The organism is Synechococcus sp. BA-124 BA4, assembly GCF_034931165.1.
The window spans coordinates 1-21915 of sequence record NZ_JAYGIA010000006.1 but is presented as its reverse complement, the minus strand read 5'-3'; the positions used below and the strand labels follow the sequence as shown (position 1 = coordinate 21915).

Annotated in this window: 19 protein-coding genes; 5 read left to right on the top strand and 14 right to left on the bottom strand. The window is 68.8% G+C overall.

All coding sequences use genetic code 11. The features are described from left to right. Positions 1-19: 19 nt before the first annotated feature. Positions 20-427 (bottom strand): tellurite resistance TerB family protein, encoded by a 408-nt coding sequence (locus tag VB734_RS01210; protein ID WP_197167544.1) that lies wholly within the window; start codon positions 425-427, stop codon positions 20-22. Between the two features lie 112 nt (positions 428-539). Here VB734_RS01210 and VB734_RS01205 point away from each other — a divergent pair, with 112 nt between their 5' ends. Then, positions 540-1223: a cofactor assembly of complex C subunit B gene (locus tag VB734_RS01205; protein ID WP_197163311.1), complete on the top strand. Its 684-nt coding sequence runs from the start codon at positions 540-542 to the stop codon at positions 1221-1223. On the opposite strand, the gene lptC is transcribed toward VB734_RS01205, so the two are convergent. Both lptC and metG read right to left on the bottom strand, forming a co-directional pair. Then, positions 1135-2271: an LPS export ABC transporter periplasmic protein LptC gene (lptC, locus tag VB734_RS01200; RefSeq protein ID WP_197163309.1), complete on the bottom strand. Its 1137-nt coding sequence runs from the start codon at positions 2269-2271 to the stop codon at positions 1135-1137. The genes VB734_RS01205 and lptC overlap by 89 nt on opposite strands. Beyond that, positions 2268-3857, bottom strand: a complete 1590-nt coding sequence (gene metG, locus VB734_RS01195) for a methionine--tRNA ligase (RefSeq protein ID WP_197163308.1) — start codon at positions 3855-3857, stop codon at positions 2268-2270. Before metG ends, lptC begins: the two co-directional genes overlap by 4 nt. Positions 3858-4000: 143 nt before the next feature. Here metG and VB734_RS01190 point away from each other — a divergent pair, with 143 nt between their 5' ends. Next, complete coding sequence (locus tag VB734_RS01190; RefSeq protein WP_197163306.1) at positions 4001-5839, top strand: FAD-dependent oxidoreductase; 1839 nt, start codon at positions 4001-4003, stop codon at positions 5837-5839. Here VB734_RS01190 and VB734_RS01185 read toward each other — a convergent pair. From VB734_RS01185 to rpmG, 3 genes are all read right to left on the bottom strand, one after another. Next, positions 5836-7860, bottom strand: a complete 2025-nt coding sequence (locus tag VB734_RS01185; protein ID WP_322781688.1) for a ribonuclease catalytic domain-containing protein — start codon at positions 7858-7860, stop codon at positions 5836-5838. The genes VB734_RS01190 and VB734_RS01185 overlap by 4 nt on opposite strands. A 34-nt stretch (positions 7861-7894) precedes the next feature. Then, entirely contained in the window at positions 7895-8116 is a 222-nt protein-coding gene (gene rpsR / locus VB734_RS01180; protein ID WP_006171444.1) for a 30S ribosomal protein S18, read from the bottom strand. Positions 8117-8190: 74 nt separating this feature from the next. Continuing rightward, on the bottom strand, positions 8191-8385 hold the full coding sequence (rpmG, locus tag VB734_RS01175) for a 50S ribosomal protein L33 (RefSeq protein ID WP_006171446.1): 195 nt from the start codon (positions 8383-8385) through the stop codon (positions 8191-8193). 110 nt (positions 8386-8495) lie between these two features. On the opposite strand from rpmG, the gene pheT reads away from it, so the two are divergent. Beyond that, the gene (pheT, locus tag VB734_RS01170; RefSeq protein WP_197163303.1) at positions 8496-10958 is read left to right on the top strand and encodes a phenylalanine--tRNA ligase subunit beta; all 2463 of its coding nucleotides are present in this window, start codon (positions 8496-8498) and stop codon (positions 10956-10958) included. Here the strand turns inward: pheT and rlmD are convergent. Next, complete coding sequence (gene rlmD, locus VB734_RS01165; RefSeq protein WP_197163301.1) at positions 10955-12358, bottom strand: 23S rRNA (uracil(1939)-C(5))-methyltransferase RlmD; 1404 nt, start codon at positions 12356-12358, stop codon at positions 10955-10957. The genes pheT and rlmD overlap by 4 nt on opposite strands. Before the next feature lie 122 nt (positions 12359-12480). Between rlmD and VB734_RS01160 the strand changes: the two genes are divergently transcribed. Continuing rightward, positions 12481-12975 carry an allophycocyanin subunit alpha-B gene (locus VB734_RS01160; RefSeq protein ID WP_197163299.1) on the top strand — a complete coding sequence of 165 codons (495 nt, stop codon included), beginning with the start codon at positions 12481-12483 and terminating at the stop codon, positions 12973-12975. A 1063-nt stretch (positions 12976-14038) separates the two neighbouring features. Here the strand turns inward: VB734_RS01160 and VB734_RS01155 are convergent. Then, positions 14039-15088, bottom strand: coding sequence for a J domain-containing protein (locus tag VB734_RS01155; RefSeq protein WP_322781689.1), 1050 nt, complete (start codon positions 15086-15088; stop codon positions 14039-14041). 21 nt (positions 15089-15109) lie between these two features. Then, the gene (locus VB734_RS01150; protein ID WP_322781690.1) at positions 15110-16717 is read right to left on the bottom strand and encodes a DUF3370 family protein; all 1608 of its coding nucleotides are present in this window, start codon (positions 16715-16717) and stop codon (positions 15110-15112) included. A 284-nt stretch (positions 16718-17001) separates the two neighbouring features. Here VB734_RS01150 and VB734_RS01145 point away from each other — a divergent pair, with 284 nt between their 5' ends. Continuing rightward, entirely contained in the window at positions 17002-17196 is a 195-nt protein-coding gene (locus VB734_RS01145; RefSeq protein ID WP_197163295.1) for a sigma factor SigF, read from the top strand. On the opposite strand, the gene VB734_RS01140 is transcribed toward VB734_RS01145, so the two are convergent. From VB734_RS01140 to VB734_RS01120, 5 genes are all read right to left on the bottom strand, one after another. Then, a complete protein-coding gene (locus VB734_RS01140) occupies positions 17144-17911 on the bottom strand; it encodes a sigma-70 family RNA polymerase sigma factor (protein WP_197163294.1) in 768 nt (255 codons plus the stop codon). The two genes, VB734_RS01145 and VB734_RS01140, sit on opposite strands and share 53 nt — an antisense overlap. A 217-nt stretch (positions 17912-18128) precedes the next feature. After that, positions 18129-18959, bottom strand: coding sequence for an ATP adenylyltransferase (locus VB734_RS01135; RefSeq protein WP_197163292.1), 831 nt, complete (start codon positions 18957-18959; stop codon positions 18129-18131). Further along, complete coding sequence (locus tag VB734_RS01130) at positions 18946-19893, bottom strand: SpoIID/LytB domain-containing protein (protein ID WP_231594654.1); 948 nt, start codon at positions 19891-19893, stop codon at positions 18946-18948. The genes VB734_RS01135 and VB734_RS01130 overlap by 14 nt, the downstream gene beginning before the upstream one ends. 32 nt (positions 19894-19925) lie before the next feature. After that, positions 19926-20855 (bottom strand): PhzF family phenazine biosynthesis protein, encoded by a 930-nt coding sequence (locus VB734_RS01125; RefSeq protein WP_197163290.1) that lies wholly within the window; start codon positions 20853-20855, stop codon positions 19926-19928. After that, complete coding sequence (locus VB734_RS01120) at positions 20852-21769, bottom strand: NAD(P)H-dependent glycerol-3-phosphate dehydrogenase (protein WP_197163288.1); 918 nt, start codon at positions 21767-21769, stop codon at positions 20852-20854. Before VB734_RS01120 ends, VB734_RS01125 begins: the two co-directional genes overlap by 4 nt. Positions 21770-21915: the final 146 nt, after the last annotated feature.

Genomic DNA, 21915 nt, shown 5'->3' with positions numbered 1-21915 from the left:
GTTGCCCCACAGTTTGCCCTCAGCTGGCCAGGCTGTCGCGGTTCAGGGCCTCAATCGCCGCGAGGATCTGTCCGGCCTTGCCGCCGGGCAGGTCGAGCTGAACCGCCAGGCTCTGCAGAAACACCAGCTCGCTGGAGCTGACCACCCGGTCGCTGTGGACGAGCTGAGCAGCCACCGCCAGGGCCGTTTCGCGCTGCCCGCCGGTCAGAACCGGCACGGCGGCCCTGACCAGCTCCTCCACTCCCCCCTGGCGCAGGTCGGCCAGAAGGGAATCGAACAGTTCACCCATGGCCAGATCGGAGAGGTCGGCGTAGGGACTGCGGTACTGCAGGGCCCCACGCAGGGCCTTGGCCTCCTCGAGGCCCAGGCTTCCGTCGCAGGCGACCGCGGCCAGGGCGATGGCGGCAAAGGCCTGACTGGCATCCATGGGGCGGGGGCAGGGGGCCTCCCATTTCAGCAAGGTGTCCGGGGAGTGGACAGGCTGGCGACTCGAATCCGTGTCAGCGTTCATGCTGAACCCCAGACCGTCCCCCCCGGCCATGCCCACCCCGGCCCGTTTCACCCTGGCGGCAGGGGTCGTCGGACTGGGGCTCTGTCTGCTCAATCAGCTCACCGCGACTGAGCTGAACCCGGCTCTGGAGCGCGCCGGGGTGCTCGCCAGCCTGATGGCGGTGGGCCTGATGCTGGTGGCCGTCCTCTGGACCCGGGCGGTGCCACTCGCCCCCGAACGGGTGGAGCTGCAGGGGGAGCAGGGGCTGGAGCTGGATCCCCAGATGGCCCAGGACCTCGGGCTGGAACTGGCCTGGGGGAGCCGTCTGCTGCTCACCGCCACCCCGGCCGCCAGCCTGCTGATCCACTGGCGGGGCAGGACCCTGCTGCGGCGGGGTCTGCTGGGCAGCTCTCCCTTCGAGCCCGGGGAGATCTGCCGTCGGGCCACCAGCTGCGGCCGGGCGATCTCCCTGGTGAACCTGAAGCTCTACCCGGGCCGCGACGAGTTCCACTGCCTGCCTGAGGGCACGCCCGCCGTGCTGGTGCAACCCCTGGGCGGCGAGGGCTGGCTGCTGGCCGGAGGCTGGTCGCCGCGCTGCTTCAGCCGCAGCGATGAGCTCTGGATCGAAGGCTGGGCCGAGAAGCTCAGAACGTCACTGGAGCAGGCTGGCGCCGCTCCTTCGAAGGAGGAGGCACCTTCAGTTCCGAGAACACCCGTCCCCCCGGGGTCGTGAACTCCGCCTGGCCCTTGTCTCCGACCTTTCCGAACAGCTGCTCACTGCGGGTGATCTGCTGGTTCTGATCCCGCTCCAGCTGAACGGAGCCGCGGGCTTCGATGGCCTGGGTACCCCAGTTCCAGCGACATTCCCTGGCCTGAAGCCGCTCGCCGGGTTGCTTCAGGCGGCAGCCGCTGGGAATGATCGCCGTCTTCTCCCCGAGAAGCATCCTCAGGGAGTCGCCGGCCACGTGCAGCTGATCGACCACGCCGGTGAAGGGCAGGGCCGTGCTGAGCACCTGCTCCTTGGAGTTCCAGCGGGTGCGCTGGGCCTCGAGCACCGCCTTGCGGGAGGGATCGACGAAGCGGACGGGGGCCAGCAGATCCACCACCTCCTCACGGGTGTTTCCTTCCAGCGCGGAGCCGGTGACGGTCTGGACGGTGCCCTTCTCGCCCGCCGGACGCCGCTCCCCCTTCACCGGGCCTGCCGCCATCAGGGCCCCGGTGTCGGCCAGCCAATCGGCCCGGCTCACGCGCAGATCGATCTCCGGCTGCTGCAGGCGGGTCGTGCCCCGCAGCTCCAGCTTGTCCTTGTCGAGCAGGAAACGGGCCGTGGTGGCGCTCAGCCGGCTCTGGCGTTCCGTGAGCAGAGGCTTCCGGTCGATCTCCATCAGGCTCCGGCTCGGTGTCCAGCGCACCCGGTCACCACTGATCACCGAGCCCCTGGGGCCGAGCACCACGATGCGCACCTTGCCTTCCAGCTGGATGACCTCCCCGTCGTTGATCACCAGGCCACTGGTGGCCTCCACCTTGTAGCGGGGCTTGCCGGCGGCATAGATCACCCCGCGGGGTTCAGTGGCGCGGGCCACGCGGCGCTGCAGGTCGTAACGGGCCTGCGGGCTGATGAGCTCCCAGGCGGGGCGACCCTTGCCATCCTGCTGGCGCAGGTTGAGCGAACGGAACACGAAGGGTTGGGGGTCCTTGGGCTTGATGGCCTTGCGCTCGCAGCCCAGCAAGGCCACCAGGGGAAGTCCGACGATCAGGGCCCGTGCCAGCGCGGTCCTCACAGCGGGCCGTCCAGGTCCAGGCGGGCCATCACCGGCTCAGGCTCCGGCAGTGGGGTTCCCGCCGCCAGGGATCCCCAGGTCAGGCGCTCCTGCCACGGGAGCCGAGCGCCATCGGGGCCGCTCTGACCCCCAGCCGCGGCACCACTGGGGGCCAGAGTCTGATTCAGCTGAAGCAGCATGCGGGCTGAGAGATCGGGAAGGATCGGGGCCAGCAGCAACGCCACCTGCCTGGAGGCCTCCAGCACCGCATAGAGATCGTCGGCCACCTGCTGCCGCTGACCCTCCTGCTTCATCCGGCTCCAGGGAGCCTGGTCGTTGAGGTAGCCATTGGCGCTGATGGCGAGCTGCAGGGCGGCGACGGCGGCCTGGCGGAAATCCAGCCGTTCCATGCCTTCGATCACCTGCTCGCGGGCCAGCTGAGCCGCCTGGGCCAGCGGATGGCTGCTGCCCACGGCCTCACTGGGAGTGGGAACAGCCTGATCGAACCAGCGCCGGGCCATCGAGGAGGTGCGGTTGAGCAGGTTGCCGATCGTGTTGGCCAGGTCGTTGTTGACCAGATCGCTGAAGCGTTGCTGCTGCACGTCGCCATCGTCGCCGAAGGGGATGTCGCGCAGCAGATACCAGCGCACGGCATCGGGGCCGCAGCGCTCCAGCAGCTCCCCGGGATCGAGCACGTTGCCCAGGGATTTGCCCATCTTCTGTCCCTCCCGGGTGAGAAAGCCGTGGCCGAACACCCGCTCGGGCAGGTCGAGCCCTGCCGAGAGCAGCATCGCAGGCCAGTAGACCGCATGAAAGCGCAGGATGTCCTTGCCGATCACGTGGATGCTCGCCGGCCAGCCCCGCTGGCCCAGGAGACCCAGATCCGGCGGATCGCCTGGCTCCAGCAGGGCCGTGAGGTAGCCGAGCAGGGCGTCGAACCACACATAGAACGTGTGGCCCTCATGCCCGGGCACGGGAATCCCCCAGGGCAGATCCAGCCGGGAGATCGAAAAATCGCGCAGCCCCCGGGCCACGAAGTTCTCCACCTCTCTGCGGCGGCTGGCGGGAGCGATGAAGCCCGGTCGCTGGATCAGGTCCTCGACCGCCTGCTGGTAGCGGGAGAGCCGGAAGAAGAGATTGAGTTCGTCACGCCATTCCAGGGGCCGCTGGTGGGTGCTGCACTGGGGCGTGCGGGCCTCGGGAGGGTCGTCCTTGAATTCCTCGCAGGCCACGCAGTACCAGCCCCGCTGGCGCCCCTCCACCACATCACCGGCCGCTTCCACCCGCCGGTAGAACTGCTCCACCAGCAGACGGTGACGTGGCTCGGTGGTGCGGATGAAGCGGTCATGGCTGATCTGCCAGCGCTGCCACAGGGCCCGGTACTGATCGCTGACCTGGTCGCAGTGGGCCTGGGGGGTGAGCCCGGCCGCCTCGGCGGTGCGCTGGATCTTGAGGCCGTGCTCATCGCAGCCGGTGATGAACACCACCTTCCGCCCCATGAGTCGCTGGAAGCGGGCCAGGGCATCACAGGCCAGCGTGGTGTAAGCGCTGCCGAGATGGGGCTTGTCGTTGACGTAATAGAGCGGAGTGGTGAGGGTGTAAGTCATCGGCGGTGGTGAAGGGCCCGCTGCGCCGCCAGAGCGGCCCTGCGCCGGGGCCGGATCCTACCGAGTGCCTCTCCGGGATCCTCCCCCGGTCAGCGGCGGACCGGTGCATCGGCACAATCGGGGTCGTGGAGACAGCCACCCCGATGGGAGCACGAGACGATCAGGCGGACGTGGTGGTCTGGGGTGGCGGCAGTGGCGGGGTGACCGCCGCCCTGCAGGCCGCCCGGGGCGGCGCCGACACCCTCCTGCTCACCCCGGGGCCCTGGCTGGGGGGCATGGTGAGTGCGGCAGGGGTCTGCGCCCCGGATGGGAATGAACTCAGTCCCTGGCAGAGCGGCCTCTGGGGTGCGCTGCTGCGGGCCCTGCAGCGCGAGGAGCCCGAGGGTCTCGACCACAACTGGGTCAGCTGTTTCGGCTGGCGGCCCGCCAGCGCCGAGCGGGTCCTGCGGAACTGGGTGACGGCGGAGCCCCGGCTGCGCTGGTGGAGCGGCTGCCGGCTGCGACAGCTGGAGCGCTCCGGCTCCCGGCTCACGGCGATGGTGCTGGACCACGAGGGGGAGCGGGTGCGGCTGGCCCTGCAGCTCGCCATCGACGGCAGTGATCGCGGCGATCTTCTGCCCCTGGCGGAGGTGCCTTTCCGCCTGGGCTGGGAGGCCAGCGACGACTGGGGTGAGCCCAGCGCACCGACCCGCGAGCGTCTGAAGACGGACCCCTTCTTCCGCCACCAGCCCGTTCAGTCCCCCACCTGGGTGGTGCTGGGCCAGGAATCGGCCGGGTCCTGCCAGGACGGAGCCGTGCCGGCCGCCCCGTTCGAGCGGGCCACCGAGTCGTTCGGCCTGGAGCGCACCCTCAGCTACGGCCGCCTGCCCGGCGGGTTGGTGATGCTCAACTGGCCCCTGCACGGCAACGACTGGCACGTTGGCCTGGAGCGTGCCTTCCAGGCCGATTGCACCGGCCAGGCCGAGCTGGAGCGAGCCATGCAGGAGCACAGCCTGGCGTTTCTCGCTGCTTTGAGCGAAGCCTCCGGCGGTTGGCTGCAACCGGCCCGAGTGTTCCCCGATGGCACCGGGGACCGCTCGGCGCTGGCTGGGCCATCGGCCCTGGCCCTGATGCCCTACTGGCGGGAAGGCCGGCGGCTGGTGGGCCAGCGCCTGGTGCTGGAGCAGGATCTGCTTCCCCTGATCCCTGCCGGCGCCAAGAACACCTCCGACGACGACGGGGCCTGGATCGGGCCGATCCCATTCGATCAGGAGGGCCGCTGCAGCGCCATCGCGGTGGGCAACTACGCCAATGATCACCACTACCCCGGCGAGGACTGGCCCCTGGCCCCGAAGAGCTGTCGCTGGGGTGGCCGCTGGAGCGGCACCCCGTTCATGGTTCCCTACGGGGCGCTGGTGAGCGCCGAGTGCGACAACCTGCTGGCCGCGGACAAGGCCATCAGCTGCAGCCACATGGCCAACGGCGCCACCCGTCTGCAACCGTTGATCCTCAACATCGGCCAGGCCGCCGGAGCAGCGGCAGCCCTCTGCGTCAGCTCCGGAAGGGCGCCGGCCGCCCTCGACGTGCGGCTCCTGCAGGAGGCCCTGATCAGCGATCCCGCGGCGCCGGCAGGACCGATGCCCCTGTGGGACACCCCCTGGCACCATCCCGAATGGAAGGACCGCCAGCGCCGTGCCCTGCAGGATCCAGGGTTGCTGCTGCCGCGGGGGACCCTGGCCGGCAGTGAGCCTCCGGGCCCCTTCCAGGCCCCGGCCGAACCCCATCAACAGGTCTTCGCGGGCACCCTGGTGCCTGATGGCACCGGGGGGTACAGCCTCGAGGGCCCTGGCCGTCCCTGGCCGCTGATCACCCTGGAGCCAGGCCTGCACCACTGGCTGCGCCTTCAGGAGTCGCCCCGGCGCGTACGCCTGGTCGGTGTCGCCAATCCCTGGGGCCCCTGGCTGCGGGTGTCACGGCTGGTGCCGGAATCGGGTCTGACCTAACGGGCTTCCAGCCGCAGCAGATCGGAGAGGGAGTCCACCAGCTGGACCTGAACCGTGAGCGCATCCCCCGGCTGACACGACTCGGGAGCGCGCACGGCCTGGTCCATCGCCAGGGACTCCAGATGCACCAGCGCCAGGCGATCCTGGGGACGTAACCAGCGCAGGAACACAGCCGGCCAGTGCTCGCCGCGATGCTCCTCGAACCAGACCTGCTGCCAGTGGCGCTGATCCTCGCGGCTGATCTGAATGCCTTCACGGATCACACGGTCGAGCTCCTCGAGCAACTCCCCCATCTGGGTTTCATCCAGGGGTTCCTCAGCGGAGAGGGTGGCGGCCAGCTGGCGCTGGGCCACCAGATCGGCGTAACGGCGGATCGGCGAGGTGGCCTGCACGTAAGCCGGCAGCCCCAGGCTGAAATGGGGGCTCACCGCAGCGCCTGTGCTGCCGCGACTGAGGCAGCGGCGCAGGGCGGCGTTGCGGACAGGTCCTGCCGGTAGAGCCTCCAGCTCACTCTCGGGCGGCAACTCACTCACGGGTTGGCCGCGGAACGGCATCGCCAGCCCAAGGTCGGCGGCGTGGGTGGCCACCACGGAACCCGCGAGGATCATCGCTTCGGCCACCAGAGCCCGCGCCGGAGAGGGATCGGTGATCTCCAGTTCGGGGTGGTCGCCCCGGCAGCGGATCCGCCCCTCGCTCTGCTCCATCGAGAGGGCGCCGCGGGCCTCGCGCCAACGGCGGCGGCGCTCCAGCAACCCCTGCAACCGGGCCAGATCGGGTTCCTCGGGGGGAGCCAGATCGATCAGGGCATCGCCGTCGCCGTAGGTGAGGCGGTAGGTGGGGCGGATCCAGCTGCGCACGAGCTCATGGCGGGCCACGCTGCCGTCTTCGGACAGCTCCACCGCACAGCTCCAGGCGGGACAGCGCTGTCCCTGGCGCAGGCTGAACGGCCCGACCGCCAGGGGCAGGGGGAACATCGGCACCACCCCGGAGGCCAGGTACAGGCTGGAGCCACGCCGCCGGGCCTCCAGGTCGAGGGGAGAGCCGCTCGCCACCAGTCTCCCGGGATCGGCGATGTGAACCCAGAGCCGCAGGCCGCCCCCGCCCAGGGGCTCCAGCGAGACGGCGTCATCGATCTCCTCGGTGTCGGCGTCATCGATGGTGTAGCTGCGCAGGGCGGTGAGATCGCGGCGGCTCTCGTCGCCGGGTTGCTCCAGGTCGGCCTGAGCCAGCAAGCGTTCGGCCTCGGCCAGCAGAACAGGATCGAACCCCTTCTCCCAGACGGTGCTGCGCAGCGACGGCAGGGCATGGGGCTGCCACTGGCCCAGGTCCACGAGCAGGCGACGGACTGCACCGGGTTCGGCGCTGCAGTGCGCCGCCTGCAGGCCCCGGCGGAGCTCCGGATCGCGCAACTCCTCGATCTCCCCGGCGGCGAAGGCCAGCAACTGCCGCAGCTGCTGGGTCTGGGCTGGATCGAGCGCGGAGGGATCGAAGGGGCTGCGCTGGCTCAGGAGACGATGCCAGTGCTGCACCCGCCTCTCGTCCAGCGCCTGACGGTGCCGGTCATGACGCAGCTGGCGCAGATCGCGGAGGGAACGGGGGTGCACCCGGCCCTGGCGCCAGCGGAACAGGTGCTGCTCACCCTGATGCAACCAGAACCAGCAGGCGGCCCGGGCGGCCGGACGGTCGCCGCCGGCCACCAGTTCGGTGAACTCCTCCAGACTCACCCCCTCCTCCGGGGGGGCCTCCACCAGCAGAAGCCAGGCCGCTCCCAGGTCGCGGCGGACGGGAGCCGCGGCCACCAGGTCGGAAGGGGCCAGGTGCCAGGGGGGCTGATCCAGGCGGGAGGGCGGCTCGTGAACTCCCGGCAGCGAGGCCAGCAGATCGAGCTGACGCATGGGGATGACCTGGGACCTGGCGTCCCAGCCGGCCCTCAGACGGGCACGGCTGCCGTTGATGGCCTCGATCACAGCCAGTTCAGGCCCCTTCGAGCCGATCAGACCGACGAGATCACCCGGTTGCAAACGCCATGCTCCGCTGGGGCAGGGAAAGGGTCGCTCAGCCTTCGGGGTTCACGAAGGGAAGCAGAGCCACGATCCTGGCCCGCTTGACCGCGTTGGTGAGATCGCGCTGCTGCTTGGCGGTGAGACCCGAGAGGCGGCGGGGAAGGATCTTGCCGCGCTCGGTGATGAACTTCTTGAGCAGATCGACATCCTTGTAGTCGATCGGATCACCCGGCTTGATCGGTGAGAGGCGCTTCTTGAAAAAGGAACTGGACATGAGTGGGCGAAAACGGACAGGGGAATGAAGGACGAGCTGCAGGGGTCAGCGCCGATGACGGCGACCCGGGGACCTCACTTGATCTCTTTGTGGACCGTGCTCTTGTTGCAGTGAGGGCAGAACTTCTTCAGCTCCAGCCGTTCCGTGGTGTTGCGGCGGTTCTTCTGGGAGGTGTAACGGGACACTCCAGGAGAGCGCTTGGCGGGATTGGACCGGCATTCGGTGCACTCGAGAGTGATCACGATCCGGACGCCCTTGTTCTTGGCCATGGGAAGGACGTGCGCCGCTTGAGGCGAGGCGTAATGACAATCCGACACCTTACCCTCCCGGCCTCCGGCATTCCGATCCTTAGGATCTCTGCCTTGATCGATGCAGGCGGATGCGGGTCTCGCTCCAGTGGTTGCGGGAACTGGTCTCCTGCGATGGTCCAGTCGAGGAACTTGCTGAGCGTCTGTCGATCGCCGGCTTCGAGGTGGAGGCGATCGACGACCTCGCCAGCCAGGCCGAAGGTGTGGTGGTGGGGTATGTGGAAGACAGGCACCCCCACCCCGATGCCGACCGGCTGAGCGTCTGTCAGCTGAGGGTGACTCCGACCGGTCCTGCCGGAACGCTGCTGCAGGTGGTCTGCGGGGCCTCCAACGTGCGCGCCGGCATCCACGTGCCCGTGGCTCTGGTGGGCGCCCATCTCAGCGCCGTGGATCTGACCATCAAGGCCAGTGAACTGCGGGGGGTGGCCAGCACCGGCATGATCTGTTCCCTCAGGGAACTAGGTCTGGCCGACAGTTCCGAGGGCATCGCCGTCCTCGATGAGCTGCTGGAGGAGGTGCCGGCCCTGGGCACCCCAGTGGCGGCGGCCCTCGGCCTCGACGACCAGGTGCTGGAGCTGGCGATCACCGCCAACCGCCCCGACGGACTCTCGATGCTGGGCATCGCCAGGGAAGTGGCGGCCCTCACCGGCGGCGATCTCAGCCTCCCCCCCGCAGCGCCGGTGATCCCCAGCGACCCCCTGCCGGTGGATCCGGCCAGCGCCGCGGCGATCGAAGCCGGCGGGCTTTACAGCCTCACGGCCCTCTCCGGCGTGCGGGTGGAGCCGTCACCCGCCTGGCTTCAGCGCCGCCTGGAGCGGGCCGGCCTGCGGCCGATCAACAACGTCGTCGACATCACCAATCTGGTGATGCTGGAAACCGGTCAGCCCCTGCATGCCTTCGATCAGGACCGCCTGACGGTTCCAGGGGGTCGGCCGGCCGACCCGGCGGCCCTCGGACTGCGCCCCGCCGAGGCAGGCGAACCCTTTGCTGCCCTCGACGGCACCAGCCATGAACTCGGCCCCGAAGCCCTGGTGGTGACCTACGTCGGTCAGCCGATCGCCCTGGCCGGCGTGATCGGCGGCGCCGGATCGGCGGTGCAGGCCGACACCGAGGCCCTGTGGCTGGAGGCGGCGATGTTCAGCCCCGAGGCCGTGCGGCGCAGTGCCCGCAGCGTCGGCCTGCGCACCGAGGCCAGTGCCCGCTTCGAGAAGGGCCTGCCCCGGGAAGTCACCCTGACGGCCGCCGACCGGGCCGTTCAGCTGCTCCAGGAGCTCACCGGCGCCCGGGTGCAGGGCCGCTGGCTGCACCAGCGCCCCCAGCAGCCGACCGCTCCCCTGCGCCTGCGCCGGGATGCCCTGCACAACCTGCTCGGTCCGGTGCTGGTGGACGGCCAGGCCGAGGACCTCGATGACGGCCGCATCGAGCAGACCCTCACGGCCCTGGGCTGCGGTCTGCAAACCGACGGCGAGGGCTGGCTGGTGACCGTGCCCCCCTCCCGCTCGATGGACCTCACCAGGGAGGTGGATCTGATCGAGGAGGTGGCCCGCCTGGTGGGCTATGACCACTTCGCGAGCCATCTGCCCGATCCGATCGAACCGGGGGGGCTCGACTCCAGCCAGCAGGCGGAGCGCTGGCTGAGGCAGGCCCTCTGCCACGCGGGCCTGCAGGAAACCTGTGCCTTCTCCCTGGTGCCGGCCCAGGGCCTGATCGAGCACGCTCCGCGGCTGGGGCTCACCAACCCCCTGCTCACCGACTACGGCCACCTGCGCGACAGCCTGCTCGATGAATTGCTGCTGGCGGCCCGGCGCAACCTGCAGGCCTCGATGCCGGGCTTCTGGGCCTTCGAGATCGGTCGTGTCTTCCAGAGCGAGGCAGAGAACCTGCTCGAGCGGACCGAGCTTGCCGGAGTGATCTGCGGCGAGCGGCGCTCGGAACTCTGGAGCAGCGCCGGCAAGGCGCGCAGCCTCGACTACTTCGAAGCGCGCGGTGTCCTGCAGCGGGCCCTGGCCGCCCTGAGAATTCCCTGCGAGGACAGGGCCAGCAGTGGTCATCCCCTGCTCCATCCGGGCCGGGCCGCGGAGCTGCTGGTGGAGGGCCGGGTGACCGGCTGGTTCGGCCAGCTGCATCCGCAGCGGGCCGACGACCTTGATCTGCCTGAGGCCACCCATGTGTTCCAGCTCACCCTGGCGCCGCTGCTGAGCGCGGCCACCCGGCGCAACCGCTGGCAGCCGTCGTTCACGCCCTTCGCCACCGTGCCGGCCTCCGAGCGAGACCTGGCCCTGGTGGTTCCCGATGCCGTCACCGCAGCTCAACTGCTGAATGCGATCCGCAAGGCAGGCAAACCCCTGCTGGAATCGGCTGAGCTGATCGATCGTTATCAGGGCAGCCAGGTGGAGGCGGGCAACGCCAGCCAGGCCTTCCGCCTGCGCTACCGCGATCCTCGCCGCACCCTCACCGAAGCGGAGGTGGAGCAGGCCCACACGACGATCCTCGGCGCCCTTCAGAAGCAGTTCGGGGCCGCCAGACGCTCCTAGGACTCAGGGGGGGTCTCCCAGGTGCGCTCCAGCACGGCGAGGGCTTCGACGTGCTGGGTCTGGGGGAAGAAATCGATCGGCTGAACCCGCAGCAGGCGCAGGGTTCCCGCTGCCGTGAGCCTGGCCAGATCACGCGAGAGTGTGGCGGGATTGCAGCTCAGGTAGGCCACCCGCTCGGGCGGAGCGGCCAGGATCGCGTCACAGACCCGCTCAGGCAGACCCTTGCGGGGCGGATCCAGCAGCAACCCGTCGGCGTTCTCGAGGGCATCGGGCAGGGCCTGAGCCACGTCGGCGGCTTCGAGAGTGAGGCCATTGAGCCCGTTGAGGCCGGCATTGAGCCGGGCCTGATCCACGCTGGAAGGATGTTGCTCCAGGCCCAGCACCCGGGCGCCGGCGGCGGCCAGGGGCAGGCTGAAGGTGCCGATGCCGCAGTAGGCATCGACGAGACGACGGCCAGGGGCCGGACGGAGGGCTTCGATCAGGAGAGGCACCAGGCGCTCGGCCTGGGCGGTGTGGACCTGAAAGAAGGTGTCGGGACCGATCCGCAGTTCGAGGCCTGCAAAGCTGTCGGTCAGCCATGGGCGGCCCGCGATCTCGAGGGTGCGCGGCCCCATCAGGGTGTTGGTGGGCAGGGGCTGGATGTTGAGGCCAACGCCCACCAGTTCCGGCCAGCGTTCCATCCAGATCTCCGCCATGGCCGTCAGGTCAGGCAGGTCGCTGTGGCTGCTGATCAGCGTCAGCAGCACTTCACCGCTGTGGTGCCCCACCCGCAGGGCCAGGTGGCGCAGGCCACCACCCTCGGTGAGATCGACATCCACCGGCCAGTCGCTCTGCTCGAGATCGCGCTTGAGTGGGGCGATCAGGCGATCGATGCGGGGATCGAGCACCGGGCAGCGGTTCATGTTCACGATCCGGTGGGTGCCGCTGCGGTAGAAACCGGCCCGCAGTTGCCCATCCGGGGAGCGCTCCAGGGGAATCGTGGTGCGGTTGCGGTAGCCCAGGGGAGTGGCTGAGGCCAGGATCGGCTCCACCTCCAGGCTCTGGCCACCGATGCGGCGCAGGGCCTGCTGCACCAGATCCTGCTTCCAGACCAACTGGGCGTGGTCACTGAGATGCTGCACGCCGCAACCGCCGCAGTCGGAGGCAAGGATGCAGGGGGGCTGCCGCCGCTCGGGGGCGTCGTTGCGCCGCTCGAGAGGGTGGGCCACCAGATGGCGCTGGGCCTTGTGGTGCACCCTGGCCCGCACCTGTTCCCCCGGCAGGGCATCGGGAACGAAGACCACCAGGTCGGGAGCCGAATCCTCCGTGGCGGCGATGCGCGCCACCCCCTGACCGTGGTGGTTGAGGCCGGAGATGCACAGATCCAGGTCCGTACCTGGGACCGGCAAGGGAAGTCCCATGGGGATCGGAGCACTGTTGGACGTTGAGCAAACCCTAGATGCAAAGGGGCGTTACATCTGAAGACGTCCTTCGGCAAGGGGGTTCCCGGATCGATAAACTGATCTGGCGCCTGGTGTCCTCGATGAGCGTCGTTCGGGATCTGATCCTCCAAGCCGATGATCAGCTGCGGTATCCCAGCGGCGGAGAGCTCCGCTCGATGGCGCAGTACCTCGCCGGCGGTGCTCAGCGCATCCGCGTGGCCCGCGCCCTGGCGGAGAACGAGAAGAAGATCGTCGACGAGGCGGCCCGCCTCCTCTTCTCCCGCAAACCGGAATACGTTGCCCAGGGGGGCAATGCCTACGGTCAGAAGCAACGGGCCCAGTGCCTTCGTGACTTCAGCTGGTATCTGCGCCTGGTCACCTACGGCGTGCTGGCCGGCAGCACCGAGAAGATCCAGGAGATCGGCCTGAACGGGGCCCGCGAGATGTACAACAGCCTCGGCGTCCCCATGGCTGGCATGGTCGAGAGCATGCGGACCCTCAAAGAGGCCTCCCTGGCCCTGCTCGGCACCGATGATGCCGCCAATACCGCTCCCTACTTCGACTACCTGATCCAGGGCATGCAGACACCAGGCTGAGCCCGGAGGGAGCCCACGGTCTTCGTTCGGACTCGAATCCTCAACGGTTGTGCCGGACCAGTTCTACTGAACCGTTGTCCGAAACTGGTTCCCCATTGGATTGAGCCCGTTCTGAGCGGCGATCGGAACGACAACGCCAGTGTCGGTTGACCAAGGGACTTGAAGCCCGGAACAGGCACCGTGGCTTGGCCAGCAGACCTGAGGCCGATGGAGTCGACGAATATGTCTCACTCTGGTCCATTACTGAGTCCCGTACATGGACCCAAAAGCGACTTAAGAGATTGATTTCCGCCCCTCCGGGCCGGACGTCCCATGAGAGCGGGACACCAACGACAGCCAGTGCGGGAAGGCCAGCTGTCTCCACGGCACCCTCTCAAGCTCTGTCGAGACTGTCTCGCCTGAGACCAAAACCAGGTCTTACGGAGAGACACAGGCATGAGTCCTGCAACCGCTGCAGCGGGGTGAACTCAGGGCTGGAGGGCGTCGACCCCAGGTCCCGACGCCGTCATCAACGGGCGCGCCGCGACCTGGCCGAGCTGCAATCGAACCAGATTCATCACTCTCGTACACGTCCAGGAGCAAGACCTATTCTGCGTCCCGTAATAGACTCTCTCGACCAGGCTGAGACCCGTTTCTGGTCTGGTGATGGCTCTCATCTGCGACAGATGGGAATCAGAACCCTGTCTGCCCCGAAACAGGTGATTTCGGCGCCACCTCAGGAGTGCTGCAGTCCCCCTGCAGACAGAATCAATGGCGTACCTGTGTCTACAGCAGGTACGCGAAAAGGCCAGACAAGGCTGTCACTGTCTTTTCAGCGGCGTGAGGGGCCCTGGACTCCCTGTCCAGATGCGATTGGACAGGAGCCGCTGCCGACCTGAGCGGAACCCGTCGATCGAGCCCCGCCGAGCCGGCGACGACTGGGAGGCGAACCATCAGCCTGAGACGGTTCTTCCAGCTCAGGCGCATCGCCACGCAGAATGACTCTTTAGTCTTATCCTGGACTCCAGACAGGTCCAGCCTAGTGTCACAGACGAGACAACTGCAACACCAGGCAGTGTGCTGTTCAGGCTGGCCGTCGGTAGAGCTCCTTGAGCAATTGATAGGCCTCGTTGAGGCGGCGCATCGCGTCGGCACTCCCTCCTGAATCGGGATGGTGGCTCATGGCCTGTTCGCGGTAGGCCTCCCGAATCTGGTTGAGGCTGAGCTGGTGACCCGGCGCCGTTGGCAGGGCCAGCACCTTCAAGGCACCCTGCAGCGTCATCGTGTGCTCGAGAGTCTGGAAGGACGTTCCCTGGCGACGCCGGCGAAAGCGGTGCACGAAACGGCGAATCAAGGTGGGGACCCGCAAGGTGAGAGTGCCGGTGCTGAACGGATCCTCCAGCAGGCCAGCGGCCACGATCACTCGGTTGAACCCGGGCGGTCCCGGTGGCCAGCCACTCACGAAGCCGCTGATCCACTGCTCCATCAGAGCCCAGGTGAAGGGCCGCCCCTCCGACTGATCCGACTGCGCCCAGATGTCGCGGGCCAGCCAGAGCATGGCGGCTTCCAGTACCGCCTCATTCGCCACCGTGCCGTAGAGGTTGAGCCAATGCTCATCGGCAGCGAGCAAGGCCTGATCCAGTTCGGCGGCCTCCACCGAAGGCAGCGGTTCACCAGCCGCGGTGGGGCGGGGGTGCAGGCTGCGCCTCAGGCGCGCCGACGACTGCCGCACGAAGCCAGGCAGATCGATCCCGGTCCCCCCCCCCGTGGCCTCTCGCGGCTCCCTCGGCTGCTCGTGACGGGGGACCCTGGCCAGCAGCTCCGGCAAGGGCTCATCGCCAGGATCAGATTGCCGATCGGCGGCATCGCCGGAGAGAAGCTCGCCCCCCTGTCCAGTGACCAGCACCAGGGCCCGGCAGGCATCCAGCTCCTCCTCCTCGCCGGAGCCCTCCTCATCCCGCTCCTCGTCCAGACCATCGGCGCTGGGGAAGAGATCATCCAGCAGACGCTCCAGCAGGGCACCGCGGCTGCGGTGGCCAAGCTGTCTGCACAGCTCATCGATCTGAGCCACCTGCGCGACGGGCAGGATCAGCTGAATTCTCTGGCGATCCGCTTTCGTGTCGTCGGGAGGCACGGCAACCTGATCAGGTCGGGCTTAACGGCCCATCAACTGCCTGAGGAAGCGTTGCTGGGCATCGGCGGCCTCGTCGTAGCGATCCCGCAGAATCCGAGTCTCCTGGGGGGAAGCCGGGGCGGATGTGCCCACGGGCACTTCCGCGACGGCGGGCTGGCCCGCAGGCGCCCGGTTCAGCAGCCGGATCGGAGGCAGGGGAGGCAACCAGGCCGGCACGATCGCCGGTCTGGGCAGCGGCGGCGGGGGAGTGGGCCGGGCAGTGGCCGGTCTGGTGGGGCGACGGACGGGGGTGGCCGGTGGGACGGCGGCGGCGGGAGCTGGAGCGCGCTGAGCACCCGCCACCGACGGCGGGGGGGCGGCAGGAGTGCTCCTGCGCTTGGCGGCCGCCGCTTCGGCAGCGGCCGCGCGGGCGATCTCAACCTGGCGCTCACGCTCGCGCAGCTGGGCAAGCTGATAGGACGGCACCACGCTGAGCAGATGGCCCGGCGTGGCATCGGCTGGGTAGACCATGCTCACCTTGACGCGGTTGTTGGCGCCGGGGCGCAGAACCAACGGGGTCAGGGAGAGACTTTCACCGGAGCGCATGCCCACATGGACTTCGCGATACCCCTCGTCGGTTTCGATGCCGATCGATCCGCGAAACGCGGTGAACTGACGGCCATTGGCCGTGGGGTGGCTGAAGACCAGTTCATAGGGACCTGAGCCCTTCAGGTTCAGCTCGACGGCGAAGCGCACGCCGTAGGTGCCCACGTTGTCGAGGGACGAATCGATCATGCGGCTGGCCAGGGCATTCACCTGGATCTCACCGGTGCCGAAATGGTGGCGGTTGGTGCTGGTGAAGGGCACATGCAGGGAGGCCTGACTCAGATCGTGGCTGATGCTGGCCTGGAAGGCATCGCCGAGAGCCACTCCACCAACGCGGGAGAACACCTGCCGGTTCTGGATCTGAGGCAGCATGCTCAGGTAGGTGCGGCCCGGGGCCAGCACCCCTTGATCGAGAACCGCGAACAGATCGGCCTCGGTGCGGGGGTCCTCCGCGGCCACCACCGCCATCTGGAAGGGACCATCACTGCGTCCGCTCAGCAGGCCGTTGGCGATGCCACGGGCAGGAAGCTGGGTGTGGAACAGAACAACCCGGCTGTTGGCGGGGATGGTGATGCGCTCTGGCAGCTTCGAGTCGAGCTGGTTGCGCAGCATGATCACCGCAGTGGCGTCGCCGGGCCCCGTGTTCCAGGGCCTGGGGCCCAGGGGCTTGACCCCCATCAGATGGTTGGCGAGGTAGGGCGCCTCGAAGCTGTTGCGCACGGCCCCGCGGTCGAATTCGAGCGTGACCGGCCTCGAGCCGGGGTTCATCACGATCGTGGCCAGTGTGAGCTGTCCGCGCACCAGGCCGTAGCCGAGGCGGGTGGCATCCTCGGGGTAATACTTGTGATGCATGTGCAGACCGAATTCACCGTTGAAGGTGAAGTCGGCATTGCGCAGTCTCTGGCCGGTTTCCCTGGCCACCGCCGATCCAGGGGCCGTGTTCACCAGAATGCCGGGGCCGAACACCTCCTCCGGCTGGTTGGAGTGGAGCACCGGCACGGAGTTGAAACGCCCCTGGAGGGGACGCGCGGCCTGTCCAGCCATCAGCGGGACGTAGGTGGCCCTGGCAACAGGTGCTTCCAGAACCGCGCCGGCCGTGCCGGAGAAGGCGGCAACTGCAGTGAGACCAATGGGACCTAATGTTCGCACCCTGAATCTCAACTGGGACTGCGTTGCGGTTTTGAGGACGTCGCTCCTGAGTCCGCTGGGGCAGGGCCCTTGACTGGAGGGAGGTCTCGCCGGCACCTGCGTCGCGGCCCCGTGAACAGGAGACGGCGCATCAGGGGTGGACCGCTCGCTAGAACCGTCCGTACACGTGACATTTTCTCATGTTTCCTCCCTTGCCCTGCTTCGGTGCTTCCGGCTGCGACCCCGCAGCCAGCCGCCGTCAGCATCAGGAGCGCAAGCTGCACATGCTCACCTACTGGCGGGACGGGGTCGAGCGGCAACTGGCTGCGGTGAATGCCGCGATCAGCACGCTGGAGAAGCAGATGGTCCGCGATGGGAGCCAGGAGCAGGGCTGAAGCCCAACCCCTCCCCGTCCAGGCGCTGTCTCAAGGTCTCCAGCGCCCGGGCCAGCAGGCGGTGAACGGTCATCGGGCTGACCTGCATCTTGCGGGCCGTGGCCCTGAGGCTCGCTCCCGCCAGCACCACCTCCCTGACGACGGTGCGCTGGCGATGCTCCAGCTGGGCCAGCAGCGCCATGATCCGCTCACCGGCCTCGCCGTCTCCGGGGACCTCCTCCGTCTCGGGCTCGGCGGCGGCGAGTCGCTCCTCCTCCCCTTCCAGGCTCACCGTTCTGTCCATCTGGCGCAGCTGCTCGAAGCGCTGCCACTGGACCTCGCTCAGGCCCAGCAGCGTGTGCAGGCTGGCGTTGGCCAGGGACTGGCTCTGCTGAAGCCGGCGCACACGGTCCTCCAGTTCCCGCTGACGCCGGGGTAACCGGATCACCGGCGCCTGGTCGCGGAGGTAGTGGAGGATGGCCCCGCGGATGTGATGGCGGGCAAAGGCCTCGAACGGTGTGCCCTGGTCGCTCTGAAACAACTCGGCCGCCCTGAGCAGGCCCAGCAGACCCACCTGGGTGAGATCGTCGCGACCTTCACGACAGAGGGAGCTGTAGTGGTGCGCGATCGGTCGCACCAGCTCCAGGTGTCGGGCCACCCTGTCGTTGCGCTGGCGCAGAGCGCGGCTCAGGACAGGGCGGCTGGAGCGGGGTCGAAGCAGGGAAGCACTGGTCATCGCAGTCGAGACAGGTGGATGTAGAGGGAGCCGGATCAGGGAGCGCCGACGGTCGGTCGCTGCCCCCTTTCCAGATACGGACCCATCGGCAGGGTCCGGCAACCGTGAAATCACGGAACGTTCGCGGCGACCGATCAGCGGCGAGCCGACCCGGGCCGAGTCGATCTGATCGGCTCGGAGGCGATGCGAGCCAGCGTCCGGTCTGGGGTCTGGGGTCTCAGCCCCTCGCCGCCACCGCCTGCAGCAGGGCCCAGGGCCCCTCACGCTGCAGCCAGGCCAACTCCGAGCGCTCGCTGAGCAGCAGGTAACCGGTGAACCCGAGAGCATTCACGCTGAAGCCCGCCACGTGCTCCCGCACCCGCCGCACCGTCAGGAACCAGTGATCCGTGAAGATCAGGTTGTAGGGATGGCGGGGCCTGGGGTCGCTGGCGGGCTCGCCGAGACCGAGGGACTGGGCATGGGCGTGGTAAGTGGACAACAGGGCTTCGGCCCCATCGCCGGGCATGCGGGGGCTGAGTCTGTAGGCCCAGGGCCAGGGCCGGTCCTCTCCAGCCAGCTGGGCCCGCAGGAGCTGATCCAGCGGACAGACCACCTCGTCTCCATGGCGCGGAAGCAGCTGGAGGTGGCGGTGGGGCTGGCTGGCCCCGGCCTCGGCACAGCTGTTGAAGAACCAGAGCCCGCCGGTGTCGGCATCCACCCGGGCCACCGCCGCCCAGTCGCCCTCCCCGAGCCAGCCCGACTGGGGCTCATAGCCCTGGGTGATCAGCAGAACATGGCCTGCCTGAACGGGGTACTTGTTGAGCAGCAGCAGATGACGGCGTCCCAGCAGGCGTACCTGCAGGTGCGGATCCCAGGGTCGGAAGGGGTTGGGCTTCGGCCCCTGGGCCCCCAGGTGCTTCGGGGTGGCGGAGAGCAGGCGGCGGAGCTGGAAGGGTTCCCAGCCCCGGGGGGGGATCAGCTCGGTCTCCAGGGGAACGAGGCTGCCGCTCACCAGAGCATGACGGCTGCGCTCGAGAGCTTCGGCCCAGAAGCGCTCAGCTCGCTCCACCGATCTGCAACCGCGCCAGGGATGCCCCCTGGTAGTAGTGACCAAGGATCTGGTTGTAGCGCATGCCTTGACTGGCCAGTTGCTGGGCACCCTCCTGGCTCATGCTGGCCCCCAGGTGCCCATGGGCCTCCAGGGTGATCTGGGAGTTGGCGGCGTAGAGGCTCTCGACGATGCCCCCCTGATAGCTCAGGATCAGGCCATTCGTGCGTTCGGTGGCCTCCCGGGTCCGGGCCGTGACCGATTCCAGTCCCCGGTAGGCCTGCCAGCGGGTCGTGTCGCCCAGATGCCAGTAGCGGTTGGCGGGCCGGGCCAGATGGGCCAGGGCATAGGAGCGCGCGGCCACCGCCTGGGCCTTGAGCGCCTCCATCGACCAGGAACTGGGCATTTCAGCCCCCACCACCGAGGCGATGTACCGCTCCAGCGGCAGATGGTTGATCGGTGTGATGCCACCACCCTCCCGCAGCAGCCGCAGTCGGCCTTCATAGGGCAATCCGTTGACCAGCAAGGCCTGGCCGCCTGCACTCTCCAGCCAGAGATCAGCGCTGGTCTGACGACTCCAGTCCACGGACTCACCGGCGCCCCCGCGGAGCAGCACCCGGCCCTCGCCGTCGAGCAGTTGCCAGGGGCCCATGGCCGAGAGCGTGGGCCGTCCCGCCTGACGCAGCAGAGCCACCCGCGCCTCCAGAGGAACGGGCCGGCCAGCGGCTGGCTCGGCCAGGGCCAGGTCGCCGGCGGCGGCCGTCCCGGAGGAGGGTGGAGAGAGGGCTGCGTCGGCTCGGCGCGCCTGGATCTCCTGCAGCTGCCGGGCCTCGGCCTGACGGTCGGGGTCGTCGGCAGCGGTGGCCGGCAACAGAGCCTCCATCACCTTCGCATCGAGGCTGGAGCGAGGCTCGGTGAACGCCTGCTGGGCCAGGAAGCCAAGGCCCAGGGCCACAACGCTCAGCGGTGCGGTGACCAGAACACGGTTCAGCCCGGGCCGGGCAGACAGCAGCTCCAGTCCCCGGCTTCTCCAGCGTCGACACCAGCGCTCAAGCGGCCATCCCACAGCAGTTGACCCGAACCCGACAGGCGGATCATGCCTGAAGACAGCCGTTCGCACACCATCCCGCCCCCCTGGGGGGAGGGTTGCCAGCCCACCACCCGCTCGCGCCCCAGCTGATCACACCACCATGGGGCCACCAGGGCATGGGCCGATCCCGTTACCGGATCTTCACGGATGCCGAGGCCCGGTGCCAGGAACCGCAACTGGTAGTCAGCCGGCAACCCCTGCACCGAGGGGGAGCGGCCGCTGGCCGCCAAGGCCTGCATCAGCACCAGGCCCCGCCGCAGCTCAGGGGGCAATTCCTCGGCGAGGGCCTCACCATCAAGACCGGCCAGGTCGTGGTCCGGTGGCATCAGGACCACCCAGTAGCCCAGGTTCGATCGCCAGCTGCGCAGCGGCGTTCCCCGCAGCGACGGACCCGGCTCAACGGGCAGGGGCGAAGGCTCGAGACCCGCCGAGGGGAGGACCAGCTGGGCGCGGTCGCCACTCGACGTGCTCAGACTCACCAGCAGTGGCCCTGAGCGGCTGTGCAGGCGGGTGGAGCTCCCCGGCCCCAGCAGCCCCCAGTGGCCAAGGGCCAGGGCGGAGGCCAAGGTGGCGTGGCCGCAGAGGGGGACCTCACAGCTGGGCGTGAACCAGCGCAGGGCCCAGCCGCCCGCGGCTTCACCAGCAGGCACGAGGGTCTCCAGGGGCAGCAGGAACGCCGTTTCCGACTGCCGCAGCTGGGCTGCGACCGCCTGCATCCAGTCGGCCGGGGCTGGACGTTCCAGGGCCACCACCGCGGCACCGTTGCCCTGGAGTGGCCGCTCGGCGAACGCGGTGATCAGTACGGCCGGCAGAGCGCCGTCGCTCATCGTTCCTCGGGTTTCAGATCCCGCTCCATCAGGGCACGAACCGCCTCGGAGGGGGTGATGCGTCCCTCGATCAGACCGACCACCTGAGCGCAGATCGGCAGGCGGGCCCCGCCCTGCTCCCCCAGCGCCAGGGCCGCGACGGCCGTCGATGGGCCCTCCACCGTGGCCCCGATGACCCGGATCGCCTCCTCGGCGGAGAGTCCCTCCGCCAGGTGCAGACCGAAGCGATAGTTGCGGCTGAGGCGGCTGTTGGCCGTGGCCAGCAGATCCCCCAGTCCGGCCAGGCCGTAGAGCGTGTCGGGGTCGCCGCCCAGCTGCTGGCTGAGGCGGCCCATCTCCGCCAGCCCACGGGTGAGCAGGGAGGCCTTGGCATTGGCTCCGAGGCCCAGGCCATCGCAGACACCGGCCGCCACGGCCATCACGTTCTTGAGGGCACCGGAGAGTTCGGTGCCGATCGGATCGGTGTTGGTGTAAAGCCGGAGTTGATCACTGCTGAGGTCCTGCTGCAGCGACCGGGCCAGATCCGAGTGAAGCGAAGCCAGCACACTGGCCGCCGGCAGCCCCCCCTGCAGCTCACCGGCCAGGTTGGGTCCACTGAGCACCAGGCTGGACAGCGACGGGATCGAGCGCTGCCAGAGCTGGGACGCGGTGAGGCGCTGCTGAAGATTCAGTCCCTTGGTGCAGCTGATCAACGGCAGCCCCGGGGGCCAGTGGGACGAGAGCCGCTGGGAGAGCTCCGGAACGCCGGCCATGGCGATGGCGCAGACGATCACATCCTGATCCGCCAGCAGCGCGGCAGGTTCACCGCCGTCACGGCGCGACCAGGTCCTGAGCCGGTGACCGCCCTGCTGGAACACCTGGCCAAGGGCGCGGCCCCAAGCGCCTTGCCCGTAGATGCCGATGCTCAGTGCCATCGGGCCATCATGAGCCATTCCCCTTCTGGACCTGCCCATGTCGTCGACCCCAGCCTCGGGAGCTGGAGCCCCTGAGGAGCCCCAGGGGCTTGAGCACTGGCAGGGGGATGCCCTGGTGGTGGGCGGCGGCGGGATCGGCCTGGCCA

What these genes read in the sequence shown, in the direction of transcription:
- VB734_RS01210 (WP_197167544.1), bottom strand. Translation starts at nt 427, where the DNA reads ATGGATGCCAGTCAGGCCTTTGCCGCCATCGCCCTGGCCGCGGTCGCC.
- VB734_RS01205 (WP_197163311.1), top strand. Translation starts at nt 540, where the DNA reads ATGCCCACCCCGGCCCGTTTCACCCTGGCGGCAGGGGTCGTCGGACTG.
- metG (WP_197163308.1), bottom strand. Translation starts at nt 3,857, where the DNA reads ATGACTTACACCCTCACCACTCCGCTCTATTACGTCAACGACAAGCCC.
- VB734_RS01190 (WP_197163306.1), top strand. Translation starts at nt 4,001, where the DNA reads ATGGGAGCACGAGACGATCAGGCGGACGTGGTGGTCTGGGGTGGCGGC.
- rpsR (WP_006171444.1), bottom strand. Translation starts at nt 8,116, where the DNA reads ATGTCCAGTTCCTTTTTCAAGAAGCGCCTCTCACCGATCAAGCCGGGT.
- rpmG (WP_006171446.1), bottom strand. Translation starts at nt 8,385, where the DNA reads ATGGCCAAGAACAAGGGCGTCCGGATCGTGATCACTCTCGAGTGCACC.
- pheT (WP_197163303.1), top strand. Translation starts at nt 8,496, where the DNA reads ATGCGGGTCTCGCTCCAGTGGTTGCGGGAACTGGTCTCCTGCGATGGT.
- rlmD (WP_197163301.1), bottom strand. Translation starts at nt 12,358, where the DNA reads ATGGGACTTCCCTTGCCGGTCCCAGGTACGGACCTGGATCTGTGCATC.
- VB734_RS01160 (WP_197163299.1), top strand. Translation starts at nt 12,481, where the DNA reads ATGAGCGTCGTTCGGGATCTGATCCTCCAAGCCGATGATCAGCTGCGG.
- VB734_RS01150 (WP_322781690.1), bottom strand. Translation starts at nt 16,717, where the DNA reads ATGGCTGGACAGGCCGCGCGTCCCCTCCAGGGGCGTTTCAACTCCGTG.
- VB734_RS01145 (WP_197163295.1), top strand. Translation starts at nt 17,002, where the DNA reads ATGTTTCCTCCCTTGCCCTGCTTCGGTGCTTCCGGCTGCGACCCCGCA.
- VB734_RS01140 (WP_197163294.1), bottom strand. Translation starts at nt 17,911, where the DNA reads ATGACCAGTGCTTCCCTGCTTCGACCCCGCTCCAGCCGCCCTGTCCTG.
- VB734_RS01125 (WP_197163290.1), bottom strand. Translation starts at nt 20,855, where the DNA reads ATGAGCGACGGCGCTCTGCCGGCCGTACTGATCACCGCGTTCGCCGAG.
- VB734_RS01120 (WP_197163288.1), bottom strand. Translation starts at nt 21,769, where the DNA reads ATGGCACTGAGCATCGGCATCTACGGGCAAGGCGCTTGGGGCCGCGCC.